This is a genomic window from Hyphomicrobium denitrificans ATCC 51888 (genome assembly GCF_000143145.1).
GTDB lineage: Bacteria > Pseudomonadota > Alphaproteobacteria > Rhizobiales > Hyphomicrobiaceae > Hyphomicrobium_B > Hyphomicrobium_B denitrificans.
In genome coordinates this window covers 2,381,067-2,397,473 of sequence record NC_014313.1, presented here as the reverse complement: position 1 = coordinate 2,397,473, position 16,407 = coordinate 2,381,067, and the positions used below count along the sequence as shown (strand labels likewise).

Annotated in this window: 19 protein-coding genes and 2 tRNA genes; 6 read left to right on the top strand and 15 right to left on the bottom strand. The window is 61.3% G+C overall.

The window, feature by feature from the left end; all coding sequences use genetic code 11:
* Positions 1 to 19 precede the first annotated feature (19 nt).
* The 6 genes from arsH to HDEN_RS11540 all read right to left on the bottom strand — a co-directional run bounded on the left by arsH (position 20) and on the right by HDEN_RS11540 (position 3,475).
* The gene (gene arsH, locus HDEN_RS11565) at positions 20 to 754 is read right to left on the bottom strand and encodes an arsenical resistance protein ArsH (RefSeq protein ID WP_013216299.1); all 735 of its coding nucleotides are present in this window, start codon (positions 752 to 754) and stop codon (positions 20 to 22) included.
* Positions 751 to 1,167 carry an arsenate reductase (glutaredoxin) gene (gene arsC, locus HDEN_RS11560; RefSeq protein ID WP_013216298.1) on the bottom strand — a complete coding sequence of 139 codons (417 nt, stop codon included), beginning with the start codon at positions 1,165 to 1,167 and terminating at the stop codon, positions 751 to 753. The genes arsH and arsC overlap by 4 nt, the downstream gene beginning before the upstream one ends.
* A 3-nt stretch (positions 1,168 to 1,170) precedes the next feature.
* Complete coding sequence (gene arsB, locus HDEN_RS11555; protein ID WP_013216297.1) at positions 1,171 to 2,235, bottom strand: ACR3 family arsenite efflux transporter; 1,065 nt, start codon at positions 2,233 to 2,235, stop codon at positions 1,171 to 1,173.
* A gap of 2 nt (positions 2,236 to 2,237) precedes the next feature.
* Positions 2,238 to 2,759: an arsenate reductase ArsC gene (locus HDEN_RS11550; protein WP_013216296.1), complete on the bottom strand. Its 522-nt coding sequence runs from the start codon at positions 2,757 to 2,759 to the stop codon at positions 2,238 to 2,240.
* The gene (locus HDEN_RS11545) at positions 2,756 to 3,103 is read right to left on the bottom strand and encodes an ArsR/SmtB family transcription factor (protein WP_013216295.1); all 348 of its coding nucleotides are present in this window, start codon (positions 3,101 to 3,103) and stop codon (positions 2,756 to 2,758) included. Before HDEN_RS11545 ends, HDEN_RS11550 begins: the two co-directional genes overlap by 4 nt.
* A 286-nt stretch (positions 3,104 to 3,389) precedes the next feature.
* Positions 3,390 to 3,475 (bottom strand) — tRNA-Leu (locus HDEN_RS11540).
* A 167-nt stretch (positions 3,476 to 3,642) separates the two neighbouring features.
* Here HDEN_RS11540 and HDEN_RS11535 point away from each other — a divergent pair.
* Entirely contained in the window at positions 3,643 to 4,617 is a 975-nt protein-coding gene (locus HDEN_RS11535) for a complex I NDUFA9 subunit family protein (protein WP_013216294.1), read from the top strand.
* An 81-nt stretch (positions 4,618 to 4,698) separates the two neighbouring features.
* Here HDEN_RS11535 and HDEN_RS11530 read toward each other — a convergent pair whose 3' ends face one another.
* Together HDEN_RS11530 and HDEN_RS11525 are read right to left on the bottom strand one after the other, a co-directional pair.
* Positions 4,699 to 4,983: a BQ00720 family protein gene (locus tag HDEN_RS11530; RefSeq protein WP_013216293.1), complete on the bottom strand. Its 285-nt coding sequence runs from the start codon at positions 4,981 to 4,983 to the stop codon at positions 4,699 to 4,701.
* 140 nt (positions 4,984 to 5,123) lie between these two features.
* Complete coding sequence (locus HDEN_RS11525; RefSeq protein WP_013216292.1) at positions 5,124 to 5,570, bottom strand: Hsp20 family protein; 447 nt, start codon at positions 5,568 to 5,570, stop codon at positions 5,124 to 5,126.
* A 247-nt stretch (positions 5,571 to 5,817) separates the two neighbouring features.
* Here HDEN_RS11525 and HDEN_RS11520 point away from each other — a divergent pair, with 247 nt between their 5' ends.
* A complete protein-coding gene (locus HDEN_RS11520) occupies positions 5,818 to 6,489 on the top strand; it encodes a hypothetical protein (protein WP_013216291.1) in 672 nt (223 codons plus the stop codon).
* A 148-nt stretch (positions 6,490 to 6,637) separates the two neighbouring features.
* Entirely contained in the window at positions 6,638 to 6,727 is a 90-nt protein-coding gene (gene pqqA, locus HDEN_RS11515; RefSeq protein ID WP_015598624.1) for a pyrroloquinoline quinone precursor peptide PqqA, read from the top strand.
* 87 nt (positions 6,728 to 6,814) lie between these two features.
* Here the strand turns inward: pqqA and HDEN_RS11510 are convergent, their stop codons facing one another.
* The 6 genes from HDEN_RS11510 to HDEN_RS11485 form a co-directional block, all read right to left on the bottom strand.
* Positions 6,815 to 8,638 (bottom strand): ABC-F family ATP-binding cassette domain-containing protein, encoded by a 1,824-nt coding sequence (locus tag HDEN_RS11510; RefSeq protein WP_013216290.1) that lies wholly within the window; start codon positions 8,636 to 8,638, stop codon positions 6,815 to 6,817.
* A 72-nt stretch (positions 8,639 to 8,710) separates the two neighbouring features.
* Entirely contained in the window at positions 8,711 to 8,926 is a 216-nt protein-coding gene (locus tag HDEN_RS11505) for a YbdD/YjiX family protein (protein WP_013216289.1), read from the bottom strand.
* Between the two features lie 3 nt (positions 8,927 to 8,929).
* Complete coding sequence (locus tag HDEN_RS11500; protein ID WP_013216288.1) at positions 8,930 to 10,981, bottom strand: carbon starvation CstA family protein; 2,052 nt, start codon at positions 10,979 to 10,981, stop codon at positions 8,930 to 8,932.
* 128 nt (positions 10,982 to 11,109) lie between these two features.
* Positions 11,110 to 11,349 (bottom strand): GIY-YIG nuclease family protein, encoded by a 240-nt coding sequence (locus HDEN_RS11495; RefSeq protein ID WP_013216287.1) that lies wholly within the window; start codon positions 11,347 to 11,349, stop codon positions 11,110 to 11,112.
* 141 nt (positions 11,350 to 11,490) lie between these two features.
* Positions 11,491 to 11,566: transfer RNA gene (locus HDEN_RS11490), tRNA-Ala, on the bottom strand.
* A gap of 96 nt (positions 11,567 to 11,662) precedes the next feature.
* Complete coding sequence (locus tag HDEN_RS11485; RefSeq protein WP_013216286.1) at positions 11,663 to 12,040, bottom strand: TIGR02300 family protein; 378 nt, start codon at positions 12,038 to 12,040, stop codon at positions 11,663 to 11,665.
* Between the two features lie 219 nt (positions 12,041 to 12,259).
* On the opposite strand from HDEN_RS11485, the gene aroA reads away from it, so the two are divergent.
* Positions 12,260 to 13,600, top strand: a complete 1,341-nt coding sequence (gene aroA / locus HDEN_RS11480) for a 3-phosphoshikimate 1-carboxyvinyltransferase (RefSeq protein ID WP_013216285.1) — start codon at positions 12,260 to 12,262, stop codon at positions 13,598 to 13,600.
* 8 nt (positions 13,601 to 13,608) lie between these two features.
* Entirely contained in the window at positions 13,609 to 14,238 is a 630-nt protein-coding gene (cmk, locus tag HDEN_RS11475; protein WP_041922015.1) for a (d)CMP kinase, read from the top strand.
* Positions 14,239 to 14,273: 35 nt separating this feature from the next.
* Here the strand turns inward: cmk and HDEN_RS11470 are convergent, their stop codons facing one another.
* A complete protein-coding gene (locus HDEN_RS11470) occupies positions 14,274 to 14,537 on the bottom strand; it encodes a hypothetical protein (RefSeq protein ID WP_013216283.1) in 264 nt (87 codons plus the stop codon).
* A 556-nt stretch (positions 14,538 to 15,093) separates the two neighbouring features.
* On the opposite strand from HDEN_RS11470, the gene HDEN_RS17785 reads away from it, so the two are divergent.
* Positions 15,094 to 16,209: a hypothetical protein gene (locus HDEN_RS17785; RefSeq protein WP_013216282.1), complete on the top strand. Its 1,116-nt coding sequence runs from the start codon at positions 15,094 to 15,096 to the stop codon at positions 16,207 to 16,209.
* Positions 16,210 to 16,407: the final 198 nt, after the last annotated feature.

The window sequence follows — 16,407 nt, the reverse complement described above, 5'->3', positions numbered from 1 at the left end:
TACGTCATCGCCGTTGTCGCTACTTCGCGTTGCCCGTCGCCGACGACAGGTTCACCCGTCGTGAAAGTTCCTCAGCACTTTCTTTGCGCTCGCTGTAACGGTCCACGAGGTAAGCGGCGCGGTCGCGCGTGAGCAGGGTGAACTTCACCAGCTCTTCCATCACATCCACGACGCGATCGTAATACGAGGACGGCTTCATGCGGCCATCCTCGTCGAATTCGTTGAAAGCCTTCGCTACCGAAGACTGGTTGGGGATCGTGATCATCCGCATCCAACGGCCGAGCACACGCATTTGATTCACCGCATTGAAGGACTGCGAGCCGCCGCTGACCTGCATCACCGCCAATGTCTTGCCCTGGGTCGGCCGGACGGCGCCGGTGGACAACGGTATCCAATCGATCTGGGACTTCATTACGCCGCTCATGGCGCCGTGGCGTTCCGGCGAGCACCACACCTGGCCCTCTGACCAGCCAGCGAGATTGCGCAGCTCCTGCACCTTGGGATGCGTCTCCGCCGCGTCGTCCGGCAGAGGCAGACCGTGCGGGTCGTAGATCTTCGTCTCAGCTCCGAAATGCTCAAGGAGCCGCGCCGCTTCGATGGTGAGGAGGCGGCTGTACGACTGCGCGCGTAGCGAGCCGTAAAGTAGCAGGATGCGCGGTTTGTGGGTCGTGTTTGCCGCCAGCTTGTCACCAGCGGGAATGCGCAGGTGCTCATGCGCGACGTTGCGAAGGTCGGCCGTTCCGTTCTTGCTCATGGCGCTCGCTTTCTGGCGGGCACCACTTCGCCGTCTTCCTTGGTGAACATGCCGACTTCAGGGTTCGGCAGAATATCGAGTACCGCCTCCGATGGCCGGCATAGCTTCACGCCGAGCGGTGTAACGACGATGGGACGATTGATGAGGATGGGATGCTCCACCATGACATCAATTAGTTGGTCGTCGGCCCATTTTGGGTTTCCGAGATCCAGCTCCGCATAGGGCGTGCCCTTCTGGCGGAGCAGTTCGCGCGGGCCGATCCCCATGCGCGTCATCAGATCAACCAATGTGTCGTGAGCGAGTGGCGTCTTCAGGTATTCGATGATCTCGGGTTCCTCGCCGCTTTGGCGGATCATCGCCAGCGTGTTCCGCGAGGTGCCGCAGGCAGGATTGTGGTAGATGGTGATGGTCATATCTTACTCTCCGACCGGCGCGGCCAGGCCTCGTTTGCGGACCGCCTGACCAGACTCGTACCAGCCGCGCGACGCGCTGACGATTTTCACCACCGACAGCATCACGGGGACTTCGATCAGCACGCCGACAACGGTCGCCAGCGCAGCGCCTGAGTGAAACCCGAACAGGCTGATCGCCGCCGCGACCGCAAGCTCGAAAAAATTGCTGGCGCCGATGAGTGCTGACGGCCCCGCAACGCAATGCGCTTCGCCAGCCGCCCGGTTGAGCAGGTAGGCCAGACCCGAATTGAAGTAGACCTGAATCAGGATGGGCACCGCCAGCATCGCGATGATGAGCGGCTGCGCGAGAATCTGCTGGCCCTGGAAGCCGAAGAGCAAGGTCAGCGTCGCGAGCAATGCCAGCAGCGAAAGCGGCTGCAGATGCCAGAGCAGTCCGTCGAGTGCCTGTTGCCCGCCCACTGACAACACGCGACGACGGACGACTTGCGCCAGGATGACCGGCACCACGATGTAGAGCGCGACAGACAGAACCAGAGTCCCCCACGGCACGGTGATCGCCGACAGGCCAAGCAAAAGGCCGACAAGTGGCGCAAAGGCGAACACCATGATGATGTCGTTGAGCGCCACTTGGCTCAGCGTGAAGTGCGGCTCACCCCGCGAAAGATTACTCCAGACGAACACCATGGCGGTGCAAGGCGCAGCCGCGAGAAGGATGAGCCCCGCGATGTAGCTGTTGATCTGGTCGGCGGGCAGGTAAGGCCTGAACAACCCGCCAATGAAGATCCAGCCGAGCAGCGCCATCGAGAACGGCTTCACGGCCCAGTTGATGAATAAGGTGACGCCGATGCCGCGCCAATGCTCCTTGACCTTTGACAGCGCCGAGAAGTCGATCTTCACCAGCATCGGGACGATCATCAGCCAGATCAGCACCGCCACCGGCAAGTTGACCTTGGCGATTTCCGCCGCGCCGATGGACTGGAACACCGCTGGAAAGAAGTGACCAAGCGCAATTCCAGCGACGATGCAGAAACCGACCCACGCCGTCAGGTAGCGTTCAAAGGTCGACATCTTCAGGCTTTCTCCGGCACTGGAGCCTTGGACTTGCCGATCTCGTCCAGATGCTTCTTCAGGGACAGTTCATCCAGAGACTGGAGCGGCAAGCTGGTGAAGATGCTGATGCGGTTGTTGAGCATCCGGTAGGTGTCCGCGAAGGCGAGTGCGCGTTGGATTTCGTCGCCTTCGGCTTCTGCCGGGTCCGGAACGCCCCAATGTGCAGTCATCGGCTGACCGGGCCAGATGGGGCACACCTCGTTGGCGGCGTTGTCGCAAACGGTGAACACGAAATCGAGTTCCGGCGCGCTGGGTGCGGTGAACTCCTCCCATGATTTCGAACGGAGCGCGGAGGTGTCGTAGTTGAGCCTGTTGAGCAGGTTGATGGTCAGAGGATGGACGTTGCCCTTAGGCATGCTGCCGGCACTATAGCCTCTGAATTTGCCGCCGCCGACGCGGTTGATGATGGCCTCGCCCATGATGGAGCGGGCGGAGTTACCGGTGCAGAGAAAGAGGACGCTGTACGGACGCTCGCGGTTCATTTCGTTTCTCCCTTACACATCTTGCGCGCTTTTTTGATTGCTGAACCGCAGAGCTCCGGCTGGCCCTGGCAGCAATCCTCGGTGAGGAAAGTCAACAGCTGACGCATCTTGTCGAAATGCACCGCGTAGCGGATGTAACGGCCAACCCGCGTGGCGTGGATGAGGCCCGCGCGGTCCAACTCCTTCAAATGAAAGGACGCACCCGTGGGCGTTGCGCCGACGGCATCGGCGATCTCGCCGGCGGGCAGCCCGGAAGGCCCTTCCTTCACCAGAAGACGGTAAATCGCGAGGCGCTGCTCGTGCGCGAGCGCGGCAAGCCGGATGACGGCGTCTTTGCTGTTCATATTTCCAATACTACAAGGATTATTGAAATATGCAATAGGCAGTAGTGCGCTTACGAATATGCGACTGCGGAAAGATGCAGCGTTGGATCGTTGAATTTCACGATTGGGCTTTAGCGGAGGCGCGGGCACAATCTCAATGCCGTCTGGAGCGTTCGAAATCCAAAACTCCACCCGCCGAAAACCAGTTTGGCAATTGAAAATGTAAGGCTGAAATATCGCGCAACGCTACGTTATGGGCGTATGTTGCCGTTAACGCATTGATATTGCAATTTTTCGCATTGGAATGTGGTGCCCAGAAGAGGACTCGAACCTCCACGCCTTGTGAGCGCTGCTACCTGAAAGCAGTGCGTCTACCAATTCCGCCATCTGGGCCTGCGGTGTCACGTAGATTGTGTGCGCGCGGAAGTCAATTGCGCCGGGCGGTCGCTCCGTAGCGCGACGCAAATTCTCAGCCGGAAGTTGATCCGTCGGCTTCACAGCGCCGCTTCGGCCCGGTAGACCGTCCAGAGACGCGCTCTGCGGCGAAATCGAGGTGAGACATGGCGGAAACTGGCAAACTTGCGACGGTCTTCGGGGGATCCGGGTTCGTCGGACGTCAGATCGTCTGGAGTCTGGCGCGCCGGGACTATCGCGTCCGTGCTGCCGTCCGCAGGCCCGATCTCGCGGGTTATCTGCAACCCATGGGCGTCGTGGGACAGGTCTTCGGAGTGCAGGCCAATCTTAGGTTTGCCGATTCTGTCATGCGCGCCGTCGAAGGCGCCGAAACCGTCGTCAACTCCGTCGGCATCCTGGCGCCGACAGGAGCCCAGACGTTCCAGGACGTCCACGTCGAAGGCGCCCGCCGCATCGCCAAGGCGGCGCGGGAAGCGGGCGCTCAGCGGCTTGTCCATATCTCGGCGATCGGTGCGAACAAGAACTCGAATTCGAAGTACGCGGTGAGCAAGGCCGAGGGCGAAGCGGCCGTGCTCGCGGAATTTCCGTCCGCGATCATTCTCCGGCCGTCGATCGTCTTCGGACCCGAGGATCAGTTCTTCAACCGGTTCGCAGCGCTTGCGCGCGTAAGTCCCGTCCTGCCGCTGGTCGGCGGTGGGCGGACGAAGTTCCAGCCGGTCTTTTCAGGCGATGTCGGCGAGGCTGTCGCAAATGCCGTGACCGGCAGCGGCAAGGCGGGCGAAGTTTATGAGCTCGGCGGCCCGCAGGTCGTGACGTTCCGCGAGATTCTCGAATCGACGGTGCAGTATGCTGGACGCCGGCGCGTGCTGTTGCCGGTGCCCTTCTGGATGATGAAGCTGCAGGCCTTGCTGACCTGGCCTCTGCCCAATGCGGTCCGTCCGGTAACTGTCGACCAGTTGCGGCTGTTGAAGCTCGACAATGTCGTCTCGGATGCGGCCAAACGCGAGGATCGTACCATCGCGGCGCTCGGCGTTCCGCAACCGGCTTCGATCGAGGCGATCGTTCCGCAATATCTCGAGCGGTTTAATCCGAAGGGGCAGTACGCGAGCTATCGCGTCTAAGCTCGTAAGCTCGCCGGAAAAACGTCGAGCCGCCCGATGACGAGCGGCTCGTATTGCAAGGCTCTGATGCCGATTGCGCGGTTAGTTCAGCGGCGCGATGGCGAGTTCATCCTCGTGCGCATGACCGATGGCGGCCTGTAGCGTATCCGTCAGCGCGATCGGCGTGCCGTCGGCGGCGTGCAGCGAGAACAGTGGAATGCCCTTCGGCAAACCTTCGATCTGCGGAAACATGTTCAGCGCCTCGTCCGAGGTCAGCGTCTTGATGTACGCAACCTCACCGCCGCCGAGACGTGCGAGTTCCAGCTCGGTCATGACGGGTGGCACAACATGGTCAACTGTGGCTCTTGCGGTGGTCTTGTTATTCATGACGCTCTTCCTCCTGGTGTCGAGGCCGGGCTCCAATCGCATATCCGGGAATTGCTGCCATTTGCTCAGGCTGGCCGGATAGCTCGTGTTCCCTGATCCTCCGACGATTCGGTCGCGAGGGCTGTGACGAGAAAGACTCTCTAGGTCCGGGTTTTGATCCGCCCAGGCGGTCCGATCTCTATTCGTCTAACGAGCCGCTCAGGCTCCAACCGTTGCAAATCGATCGCCAAAAGGCCGTTTGCCAGATCCGCGCTTTTGACTTCGATGCCGTCGGCAAGGACGAAAGTCCGCGAAAACTGTCGCGCCGCGATTCCCCGGTAAAGGTATTCGCGCGTTTTGTCGTCCTGCTGCTTGCCGCGAATTGTCAGCTGTTTGTCATCGAGCGTGATCTCGAGATCGTCTCGAGTGAAGCCTGCAACAGCCAGCGTAATCCGCAGCAGCCCGGCATCTTCGCCGTCCGCGGCAACGCGTTCGATGTTGTAAGGCGGGTAACCGTCGCTTCCACCCTTGGCGGCGCGATCGATCAGTCTTTCGATTTCCTCAAAACCCAGCAAAAGCGGGTTCGAAAGCGTAGCCATGCGTGTCATTCGAAGGCCCTTTTCTAAGCGACCGTCTTCAGGGCGCCGAACCGGCCGCCCCTTCGGGCCCTAGCATCGCTGCCTAGGGCCGTTTGATGAAGATATGGGAGGCAATGGGCGGTCTTCAAGCGGCAGACACAACTCTCTGAGAGCATTGCCACAATGGCGGCCGCAGAGGGCGGCATTTCGCCTTAGTCCCGCCCGCCTGCGGGGGCATCAAGCAGGCCTGATTTGGACCGTCAGCGAGGGTTTTTCGATGGCCGCGACGAAGAAGCGTACGGCGCTACGCACAGGACTTCTAGTGCTCGGAATGGCGATGGCCGTGGCAGCCAACTCGGCGATTGCAGCAGAACCAGATAAGTCGATCGATGCCGACGTCAATCTCACGCCGCAGGAAACGGCGGAGAAAGAAGCGCGCAAGGCGTGCAAGGTCGACATCTGCAAGGCGCTGCATGCGAAGGACGCATCCGGCGACATCGCCTGCCATGTGATCAAAAGCTGGCGCAAGGAACAGCTCGTCAAGCTTGTCGGCAAGCTGAAGGTCACCTGGCCTTACGACGGCGCGCAATGCTCGATGCAGCTCAGCGTCAAGCGCGATGACCTCGTCCGCGCCATGACGGAGCCGAAGGTCGAAATCGAATTTCAGAAGCACACCGTCACGTGCACGATCGCGAGCGAGAAAAAAGGTGCGACGGATTTCAAATTCGATCTGACGCCGAAGGTGACGTTCGAGAACGGCAAGGCGACGAAGGCGCGTGCCAACTGGGGCAAGATCGAAGCGCCGACGTTGATCAAGAGCGCCATGTGGACGGCGACCGCCGCCGACAACACCGTCAATCTGCTCTCAAGCACGATCGTCACGGAAGTTAACGACTTCGTGTCCAGACGTTGTGATGAAGTGAAGGATCAGTGGGCAGCGCAGCATTAGCGCGAAATCACCGGCGGAGAATGAACCGTTATATTGTTATTAGCCCCGCTTATCGCGCGGTAACGCAAATACGATTGGCGTTTATTTCACAAGCCAATTACATAAGACGCCGTAGTGAAGCTTTGCACTGACACTCTTGGAGGAACCCATGAAGACGTGGTCGAAGCCTGAAGTACGCGAGCAGGAAGTTGGTCTCGAAGTGACCAGCTATCTTCCGGCTGAAATCGACGTCATCTGAATTCGGATGGTGTTGACCTAACGGTCGAATATCGGGCGGTGACCGATCCTTCGGTCACCGCTTTTTTATGTCCGGCTACGGCTGCGATTATCCGGCGTTCTCGATTGCGGCGCGCTTTTCTTCGAGTTCAAGCCACTGCGTCTCGGCGGTTTCGAGCTGCTGCTGCACATCCGCGAGGCGCGCATTCGTCTTTTCGAATCCGGAACGGTCACGCGCATAAAGCCCTGCGTCCGCGAGTTTTGTCGACAGCGTTTTGATTTCAGCTTCGAGCTTGGCGATTTCATCCGGCAATATCGAAAGCGCGTGCTTCTCCTTATAGGAGAGCTTGGCTTTGGCGGCGCCCGGCGACCCCGCCGAAGCCTCGTCCGACGTTTTGCGCGCCGCCGCAGCGGCTTCTTGTTTGGGCGCCTTTTTCAGATCGTCGCCCTTGCGCTGGGCAAGCATGTCGGAATATCCGCCCGCGTATTCCGTCCATCGGCCGTCGCCGGTCGGCGCAAGCACGCTCGTGACGATGCGATCGAGAAAATCGCGGTCGTGACTAACGAGAAGCAGCGTCCCCGGATAATCGGCCAGGAGCTCTTGCAGCAGGTCGAGCGTTTCGAGATCGAGATCGTTCGTCGGCTCGTCGAGCACGAGCACGTTGGAAGGTTTTGCAAGCGCGCGCGCCAGCATGAGCCGAGCCCGCTCGCCACCTGACAGAACGCGGATCGGCGACAGACGCTGCTCCGGCAAGAACAGGAAGTCTTTCATGTAGCTCGCGACGTGGCGCGCCTTGCCGTTGATGACGACCTGATCGCCGCGCCCGCCCGTCAGCGCATCCGATACGGTCCAGTTCGGATCGAGTTCATCGCGCCTCTGATCGAGTGCGACGATTTCGAGATTGGCGCCGTGGCGGATCGTGCCGCTGTCCGGCTCGAGCTGCCCGATCAGCAGTTTGATCAGCGTTGTCTTGCCGGCGCCGTTCGGGCCGACGATGCCGAGACAGTCGCCGCGCATGACGCGCAAGTTGAGGTCAGACACGATCTCGCGGCCGTCATAGCCTTTCGAGACGTTCGAGGTTTCGACGACGAGCTTGCCCGAGAGATTGCCCTCCGCCACGTCGAGACGGGCTGCGCCGACGACGAAGCGACGGTCGCGCACCTCCTGCCGCATCGCGCGAAGCTCGCGCACGCGCCGGACGTTGCGTTTGCGGCGGCCGGTGACGCCGCCATGCATCCACTGATCTTCGCGCACGATTTTGCGGTCGAGCTTGTGGCGTTCGATTTCTTCTTCTTCGAGAACCTTGTCGCGCCAGTCCTCGAACGCCGCAAAACCCTGCTCGAGACGGCGCGTCTTGCCGCGATCGAGCCAGACGGTCGCGCGCGATAGCGTTTCGAGAAAGCGGCGGTCATGGCTGATGAGAAGCAGCGCCGAGCGGCTCGCCTGCAGCGTCTTTTCAAGCCACTCGATCGCGGTGAGATCGAGATGATTCGTCGGCTCGTCGAGCAGCAGAACGTCGGGCTTTGAAACCAGAACACGCGCCAGCGCGGCGCGGCGCGCTTCGCCACCCGAGAGCTGGTCCGGATTATCGTCGCCCGAAAGCCCAAGCTCGCCGATCAGATACTCCGCCGAATAGGGATCGTCCGTCGGGCCGAGGCCGGCTTCGACATACGCGCGAACCGTATCGAAGCCGTTGAAGTCGGCTTCCTGCGGCAGGTAGCGGATGCTGGCGCCCGGATGCGCGAAACGCTCGCCGCGATCCGGCGTCACGAGCCCCGCCGCGATCTTCAGCAACGTCGACTTGCCGGAGCCGTTGCGCCCGACGAGACAGATGCGGTCGCCGGGCGCTGCGGTCAGCTCCGCGCCTTCGAGCAACGGCGTGCCGCCGAAGGTGAGATGAATATCTTTGAGCGTCAAAAGAGGAGGTGCCATGCCGGACCTCGTAGCGGTCACGGAAGGCGCAATCAACTGCGACCGAACGGAATCAGGAAAACGATGCAGGGATCAGCAGCAGCGGCTGACCTTGCCGCCGTTTTCGCCATACCGGCTCGCCTGGCGTTCGCGGAAGAACTCTTCGTAGGTCATCACCGGCTCGCCCGGATGCACCAGCCGCCGATGCGCGACATAAGCCTCGTAATCCGGCACGCCGACCATCAGGCGCGCGGTTCGGGCGAGCGTAGTGCGAAGCATGCAAAATAGGGATGTGCCGGATTTCAGCATCGTTCACTCCGCCGCCACGATGGCGGATTCGCGAGCAGATATGTTCGGGTTCGCCAGCGCCTTCGAAATCGCGGCCACGGCAAATCCGAACATCGCGATGACCAGCGCGATCAGCAACGCTGTCAACGTCGCGTTGACGTAATCGTTGAACACGATGCGGCTCATGTCGGCCATCGACTTCGCCGGAGCGAGGATCTGGCCTGCGTCCGATGCGGAACCGAATTTCTCCGCATGCGCCAGAAATCCGATGGCCGGGTTATCGCTGAAAATCTTCTGCCATCCGGCCGTCAGCGTGCAGATCGCAACCCAGACGGCGGGCAGAATTGTCACCCACGCGTAGCGCTCACGCTTCATCTTGAAGAGCACGACGGTGCACAGGATGAGCGCAATGCACGCCAGCATCTGATTGGCGATGCCGAACAGCGGCCACAGCGTATTGATGCCGCCAAGCGGATCGACGACGCCCTGGTAAAGAAAATATCCCCAGCCCGCGACCGCAATCGTCGTCGCGACGATGTTCGCGGTCCACGAGCGCGTGTCGCGAAACACGGGCGTAAACGTGCCAATCAAGTCCTGGATCATGAAGCGCGCGACGCGCGTGCCGGCATCGATCGTCGTCAGGATGAACAATGCCTCGAACAGGATGGCGAAGTGATACCAGAAGGCCATCATCGCCTTGCCGCCGATGGCGCTCGAAAGAATTTCCGCCATGCCGACGGCGAGCGTCGGCGCGCCACCCGTGCGCGACAGGATCGTGCTTTCGCCGACGTCCGCCGCCGCTTGCCGCAGCATGTCGGGCGTCACGGTGAAGCCCCAGCTGGAAATCGCGGCCGCGGCCGTTTCCGGCGTCGTGCCGATGATCGCTGATGGGCTGTTCAGCGCGAAATACAAGCCAGGCTCCAGCGTCGTCGCCGCGACAAGCGCCATGATCGCGACGAAGCTTTCCATCAGCATCGCGCCATAGCCGATGAAGCGCGCGTTGATCTCATTGTCGAGCATCTTCGGCGTCGTCCCGGACGAGACCAGCGCGTGGAAGCCGGAGATCGCACCGCACGCGATGGTGATGAACAGGAATGGGAAAAGATTGCCCGCGAACACCGGCCCCGTGCCGTCGACGAATTTCGTCACGGCGGGCATCTTGAGATCGGGCAGCACGAAAAAAATGCCGAGCGCCAGACCCGCGATCGTGCCGATTTTGAGAAAGGTCGAGAGATAGTCGCGCGGCGCAAGCAGCATCCAAACCGGCAGCACGGACGCGACGAACCCATACGCGATCAGCATCATCGAAAGCTGCTCGCCGGAATAGTCGAACATCGGAGCGAGCACTGGATCTTCCGCGACGTGACGGCCGTAGATGAGCGATAGCAACAGCAACGCAAAGCCGATGAGCGACATCTCGCCGATGCGGCCCGGACGAAGATAGCGGCCGTAGACGCCCATCAGCACGCCGATCGGGATCGTCATCACGACGGTGAAGGTCGCCCACGGGCTTTGCTTCAGTGCCTTGACGACGACGAGGGCGAGAACCGCGAGCAGAATGACCATGATCAGCAGCACGCCGATCATCGCGACGGTGCCAGCAAGCTCGCCGAGCTCTGAGCGGATCATGTCTCCTAATGAGCGGCCGTCGCGGCGCGTCGACGCCCAGAGCACGATGAAGTCCTGAACGGCGCCCGCGAACACGACACCGATGACGAGCCACAGCGTGCCGGGCAGGTAGCCCATCTGCGCCGCGAGGACGGGGCCGACGAGCGGCCCTGCGCCCGCAATCGCCGCGAAGTGATGGCCGAAAAGAACGGTGCGATCCGTTGGACAGTAGTCGAGCCCGTCGTTGAAGCGTTGCGCGGGCGTCAGACGGCTGGGATCGAGGCGCACGACGCGGTCGGCAATGAACAGCCCGTAAAATCGGTACGCGAGCAGATACGAGCAGATCGCGGCGAGGACGAGCCATATGGCGTTGATCGTCTCTCCGCGCGACAGAGCGACGATGCCCAGCGACAGGGCCCCGAGGATCGCGATCGCCGTCCAGGCAAGTTTCGCTCGAATGCCGGTCATCGCGTTTGTCCCCCGGTGCTCATGTTTTTGTTGGCGCACGTCTGCTGCGCAATTCAGTCCGGCGAAGACTACCGAAAAAGCTTCCGCTGGTCAGCCGTTTCAGAGGTGAGTTGGAAACTGCCTGAGTTTCAAAGGCGCTTCTTGGCGAACGCGCGGCTCGAACCGGACTTCAGGTATTTCTCGAAAGCATAGGCCTGTGTTTTGTCGGAAAAGGCGATGTAGGTCTTGAGCTGCCAAGGCCGATATTTCGACGTGTGCGATACTTCCCCTGCATTATGCTTTGCTACGCGTTGGGATATATCGGCCGTCACTCCGACATAATATCGATCGGGAAACGCAGTGCTTTGAAGAATGTAGACGTAGGTCACGAGGACAGCTCCGTCCGCCTGAGTCGCCTTTGGCGACTTCGGCGCGACATCCTTCGCCTTTCAGTCTCCGGCTCGCCGAGCCAAAGCCGCAGGGCATAACGCGCGCAGGGTTGGCGTGGCGGCTGCGCGCAAAGTGAAGTTTGGTGGAGCCAAGCGGGATCGAACCGCTGACCTCTTGCATGCCATGCAAGCGCTCTCCCAGCTGAGCTATGGCCCCAAACCTTTGGGAGCGTAGGAACGTGTCAGTCCGCTACGCAGAACCCGCCTGATAAGTCGTTCAGCGGGAAACTTCAAGAACGTTTGTTGGTGGCGATCAGGGCTCTTCGTCGCCCTCACCCGCCGGGCCGCCGATGATGTTGGAAACATCGCCGCCCTCTTCCTCTTCTTCCTCGAGGAAGGTCTCATCGTCGTCGGTGCCGCCGGCATCATCGGTCTCGACGTCGGCGAGTGCCTCTTCGCCCTCGACTGCCGGCAATTCGCCCTCGTCATCAGCCGGAACCGGCTTCTTTGCCTTCTTGGCTGCGAGTTCCCGCTGTTCGGCTTGCAACGCCGCGAGAGCGGCGGGTGACGAGGCGATCACGTATTTGCTGCCGCAGAATGGGCAGACAATCGGATCGTGACCGAGATCGTAGAACCGCTCGTCGCAGCTCTGACAGGTTCGCTTTGTCCCGCGCGCTTGCTTGGTCGCCATTAGTCGTGCCTCGAAACTCAGGAATTGAGGGAGCCCGTCTGCCATAGCCGGTGCGGGCTGTCAAAACGAAAAGGTGGAGATTGTCCGGCGTGCGTCAAGGACACCTTGACCCGAGCGCGACAGGAGCGTTGACAGGGCGGCGCGGCGCAGGCCCATATCCGCCCGCAAATCATGCGCCCGTTCAGCGCGCCGGTCATCTCTTAGCCTGGATTTTCGATCTTGAAAGCCACGACTGCGAAGCCCCTTGCCGTGATGCGTGCGTCTCCGTTGAAGGGGCGTGTCCGGCTCCCCGGCGACAAATCGATTTCGCACCGCGCCCTGATTTTCGGGGCGTTGGCGACCGGGACGACACGCATTCGCGGCCTTCTCGAGTCCGAAGACGTCGTGAACACGGCGCGGGCCGTCTCGGCGTTGGGTGCGCACGCTGAAAAGCGCGGCGACGTGTGGGAAGTGAAGGGGCGCGGTCCCGGCGGACTTCGCCAGCCCACAGAGCCGCTCGATTTCGGCAATTCCGGCACCGGTGCGCGGCTGATGATGGGCGTCATCGCCGGACATCCGATCACGGTCCAAATGACGGGCGACGCCTCGTTGTCGCGGCGTCCGATGCGCCGCGTGCTCGGGCCGCTGATGCAAATGGGCCTTGAGGTGATCGAGACCGGCAGGGAAACGCTGCCGTTGACGCTGCGCGGAACCAGCGAGCTGATTCCGATCGTCTATCCACTGCCGGTTCCGTCCGCGCAGGTGAAAAGCGCCGTCCTTCTTGCCGGTCTGCATTCGGCGGGCGAGACCACGGTCATCGAACACGAAGCGACGCGCGATCACACCGAGCGGATGCTTCGCCACTTCGGCGCCAACGTCCGGATCATGGACAAGGAAGGCGGCCGCGCCATCACGATCAGAGGCGATGCCGAGCTAACGGGACGCGACATTCTCGTGCCGGGAGACCCATCATCCGCCGCGTTCCTTGTGGCGGCCGCGTTGATCGTGCCCGGCTCCGACGTCACGATCGAAGGCGTGCTCATCAATCCGACGCGCACCGGGCTCTACACGACGTTGCAGGAAATGGGCGGCGACGTCACGCTGCTGAACCAGCGCGAGGAGGGCGGCGAACCCATCGCCGACATTCGCGTTCGCGCATCCGAGCTGAAGGGCGTCCGCGTGCCGGCCGAGCGTGCGCCGTCGATGATCGATGAATATCCGGTGCTCGCCGCGATTTCGGCGTTCGCGAAGGGCACGACACAGATGGATGGCCTCGCCGAGCTCAAGGTCAAGGAGAGCGACCGCCTGCAGGCGACGGCGACGGGCCTCGAAGTCAACGGCGTCACGGCACGCATCGATGGCGATAGCCTCATCGTCGAAGGCAAGCAGCGCCTCAAAGGCGGCGGCCTCGTCGCGACGCACCTCGATCATCGCATCGCCATGGCGTTTCTGACCGCGGGCCTTGCGAGCGAAAAGCCGATCACCGTCGACGATACGACCATGATCGCGACCAGCTTCCCTGAATTCCGCGGACTGATGGAAACGCTCGGCGCGACGTATCAAGAGGCGCCGGAGCAATGAGGCCTCGCCTGGTCATCGCGATCGATGGGCCGGCGGCGTCCGGCAAGGGAACGGTTGCCAAGAAGCTCGCCGAGCATTTGGGCGTGCCGTATCTCGATACGGGATTGCTGTATCGCGCCGTCGCCCGCGATGTCGAAGCACGGGGCGGTGAGCTTGAAGACGCGACAGCAGCGGTCTCGGCCGCGCAGTCGATCGATGCGCAGAGCCTGTGCGATCCGGGCTTGCGTGGGCCGCTCGCGGGCGACAAGGCCTCGATCATCGCGAAAATTCCTGCCGTCCGCGCAGCCTTGCTGGATTATCAGCGCAACTTCGCCAAAAGCTCCGCCGAGGGCGCCGTCCTCGACGGCCGCGATATCGGAACGGTGGTGTGCCCTGAAGCCGACATCAAAATTTTCGTAACGGCCTCGGACGAGGCGCGTGCTCAGCGGCGCTATCTGGAACACCAGGGTCGCGGCGAGAACGTCGCTTATGAAGTCGTGCTTGAGGATTTACGCCGCCGCGACGCGCGTGATCGCGATAGAAGTGTGGCGCCGCTCGAAGCAGCCGGAGATGCACTTCACCTCGATACCACCACTCTTGATGCGGATGCCGCTTTTGCGGCCGTGCTTGCGCTGATCGCGGCGCAAATAACACGCTAGTCAAACAAGAAGGCGCCCCGAAGGGCGCCTATCCGTTATTTTCCGTTTTCTCTCTTGTACTGGGCGATGTCATCAGCGGTGACTTCGCTGGAATTGCCGAGCGCTTTGATGCATTCCGAGGCGAGCTTATGGCGGTGCTCGCGCATGCACGACTTGAGAGCAGGTGTGCCAAGTTTGAAATTGCTGCAAAACGCAACATAGTCTGCGCTGCAAGCGTCTCTTACGACTTTGCTCACTGCGAACGCCGAGCCCGTAGAAAGCAAAAGCGTGACCGCCGCGAAAATCGCGACTTTCTGCATATCCGTCTCCTTGGAATAAATCATGGCCCTTAACGCCGGCGCGGCGACCGCGGTTCCCCTCGATACGAACGCACTTTGCAGTGATTCAGATGCATTGCCAAATTACTTTGTGAAATGGCGGCGATGAGTTTTATGCAAGCATGTCCGAGAGTTCGCGCGTGCGAATGATCGGCCGATGCCATCGCCTTTGCGCGTTGAGCCGACGCCCGCGCAACTGATAGCGCATCGCCCCTTTGCTCTACTTCTCCGCGCTCGCACATTCGGCGAGTTTTCGCTTCAGGTCGCGGTCGTGGCGCTTGCTCGTCTTCATCGCGGGACAGATCCATCGCAACGTCGAGCGGCTGAAACGAGCGGAGCGAAAGTCAGCGGCTCGACGTTGCGATGTGATGGATTTTTGCAACGGCCTTGGGATGAACCTTGTTTTGATGGTCCGTGGGCGGAATGTCGGGGACAGAGAAGTTTCATCTGCCGGGAATCGATAAGTAATCACCCTTTCGAGCTAAACGCGTCCGCTGAGTAAGCCGGCGGATAGCGTTCGACCGAAAAGGGGTGGGCTATGAAGCGCGTGCTCTTATCGATCATCCTAGCCTGCCTCGCTCCGGCAGCCGGTCTTTGCGATACGGCGGTCGACGATCTGAAGCGCTTCGATCGGTTCGCGACTTACGATTTCAAAACGCAGGAATGCGACGCCGACGATCAGGGGCGTTTCCAGTACTCCTGCAAGAACATCGAAACCGGTGATGTCAGCGGCTATCTCAACGCCGACACATTCAAGAAGAGCGCGACGGGCAGGTTTCTCGAAAAATATTGGGGAACGGGGGACCGCCTCAAGTTCATCGGCATCGCCTGCGGCCGCGGCGACACCGAGAGCGACGCCAAGAAGACGGCGACCTTCCGCGCGCACGAACTGGTGCGCCGCGCCATCGAAGGCATGGAATCGAACGTCCTCATCGGAGACTTTCAGCCGCTCGGATATCGCAAGGATGAAGAGCGCTATCGCTGCGTCGCAGTCGAGCGCGGGAAAGATACAGTAAGCAACGAGTCGCCGCCGCCAGCCGCTGATACGTCATCGGATGCCGGTGCCGACACCTCAGCTGCCGACGCGGAAGCCGAGCGGCTCGCAAACCAGCGCAGAGAGCGTGAGGAACGCCAGCGCATCGCGGCCGAGCGCGAACGGCAAAGCACGATGCTCGTGTTCGACGTCAAAAGCCTCGACAAATATGCGGTGGAATTGTCGTTTTTCTCCGAAACCTATCGCAATCGCGTCTGGCCCGGCGGCTCGCAGATCTACCTGCTGAAAGACAGCAACGTGCACACCTACCGGCTCAACTGCCGCAAAGGAGAAAAGATCTGTTATGGCGCGTGGCGGCGCGGCAATTCCAACTCGTGGTGGGGCGTAGGTTATGGTGGCCAGAAGGGCTGCACGAACTGCTGCCATATCTGCGGCGGCTCAGCCTCTCATACGCTGATGGCCGGGGCCGAAACGCCGTCCGGCGGCGGTTCCGGTGGCAACACGGCGAATGCCCTGGTCGACATTCTGGGCGGCGTCGCCGCTGGAATCGGCGCCGCAAACGCTGTTCGGCCGCGATCGGCTCCCGTTTATCGGCCAACACCTGCGCCGACGCCCCAGGGCTTGAACCGGCGGCAAAGCACGATTTCGGGCGGTCGCTGAGGCCCGGTGCGATAAGCCTCAACCCGCCGGATGCCCCTTGCGCGGGGCTACCACCTTCGCTATACCCTCGCGCATTCGACGTCGCCGTCGGATTGGTCATGAGGAAGATCAGCCGGTTGGGACCTGTATAGCAGGCCCGAATTTTGACCGGCAGGGCTGCGGCCCATCACGGCGGCATCATACATCCGACATCCGCGC

Bases quoted from the DNA above. Each gene is read 5' to 3' on its own strand.
- arsH (WP_013216299.1), bottom strand. From the start codon at position 754: ATGAGCAAGAACGGAACGGCCGACCTTCGCAACGTCGCGCATGAGCAC.
- arsC (WP_013216298.1), bottom strand. From the start codon at position 1,167: ATGACCATCACCATCTACCACAATCCTGCCTGCGGCACCTCGCGGAAC.
- arsB (WP_013216297.1), bottom strand. From the start codon at position 2,235: ATGTCGACCTTTGAACGCTACCTGACGGCGTGGGTCGGTTTCTGCATC.
- HDEN_RS11550 (WP_013216296.1), bottom strand. From the start codon at position 2,759: ATGAACCGCGAGCGTCCGTACAGCGTCCTCTTTCTCTGCACCGGTAAC.
- HDEN_RS11545 (WP_013216295.1), bottom strand. From the start codon at position 3,103: ATGAACAGCAAAGACGCCGTCATCCGGCTTGCCGCGCTCGCGCACGAG.
- HDEN_RS11535 (WP_013216294.1), top strand. From the start codon at position 3,643: ATGGCGGAAACTGGCAAACTTGCGACGGTCTTCGGGGGATCCGGGTTC.
- HDEN_RS11530 (WP_013216293.1), bottom strand. From the start codon at position 4,983: ATGAATAACAAGACCACCGCAAGAGCCACAGTTGACCATGTTGTGCCA.
- HDEN_RS11525 (WP_013216292.1), bottom strand. From the start codon at position 5,570: ATGACACGCATGGCTACGCTTTCGAACCCGCTTTTGCTGGGTTTTGAG.
- HDEN_RS11520 (WP_013216291.1), top strand. From the start codon at position 5,818: ATGGCCGCGACGAAGAAGCGTACGGCGCTACGCACAGGACTTCTAGTG.
- pqqA (WP_015598624.1), top strand. From the start codon at position 6,638: ATGAAGACGTGGTCGAAGCCTGAAGTACGCGAGCAGGAAGTTGGTCTC.
- HDEN_RS11510 (WP_013216290.1), bottom strand. From the start codon at position 8,638: ATGGCACCTCCTCTTTTGACGCTCAAAGATATTCATCTCACCTTCGGC.
- HDEN_RS11505 (WP_013216289.1), bottom strand. From the start codon at position 8,926: ATGCTGAAATCCGGCACATCCCTATTTTGCATGCTTCGCACTACGCTC.
- HDEN_RS11500 (WP_013216288.1), bottom strand. From the start codon at position 10,981: ATGACCGGCATTCGAGCGAAACTTGCCTGGACGGCGATCGCGATCCTC.
- HDEN_RS11485 (WP_013216286.1), bottom strand. From the start codon at position 12,040: ATGGCGACCAAGCAAGCGCGCGGGACAAAGCGAACCTGTCAGAGCTGC.
- HDEN_RS11470 (WP_013216283.1), bottom strand. From the start codon at position 14,537: ATGCAGAAAGTCGCGATTTTCGCGGCGGTCACGCTTTTGCTTTCTACG.
- HDEN_RS17785 (WP_013216282.1), top strand. From the start codon at position 15,094: ATGAAGCGCGTGCTCTTATCGATCATCCTAGCCTGCCTCGCTCCGGCA.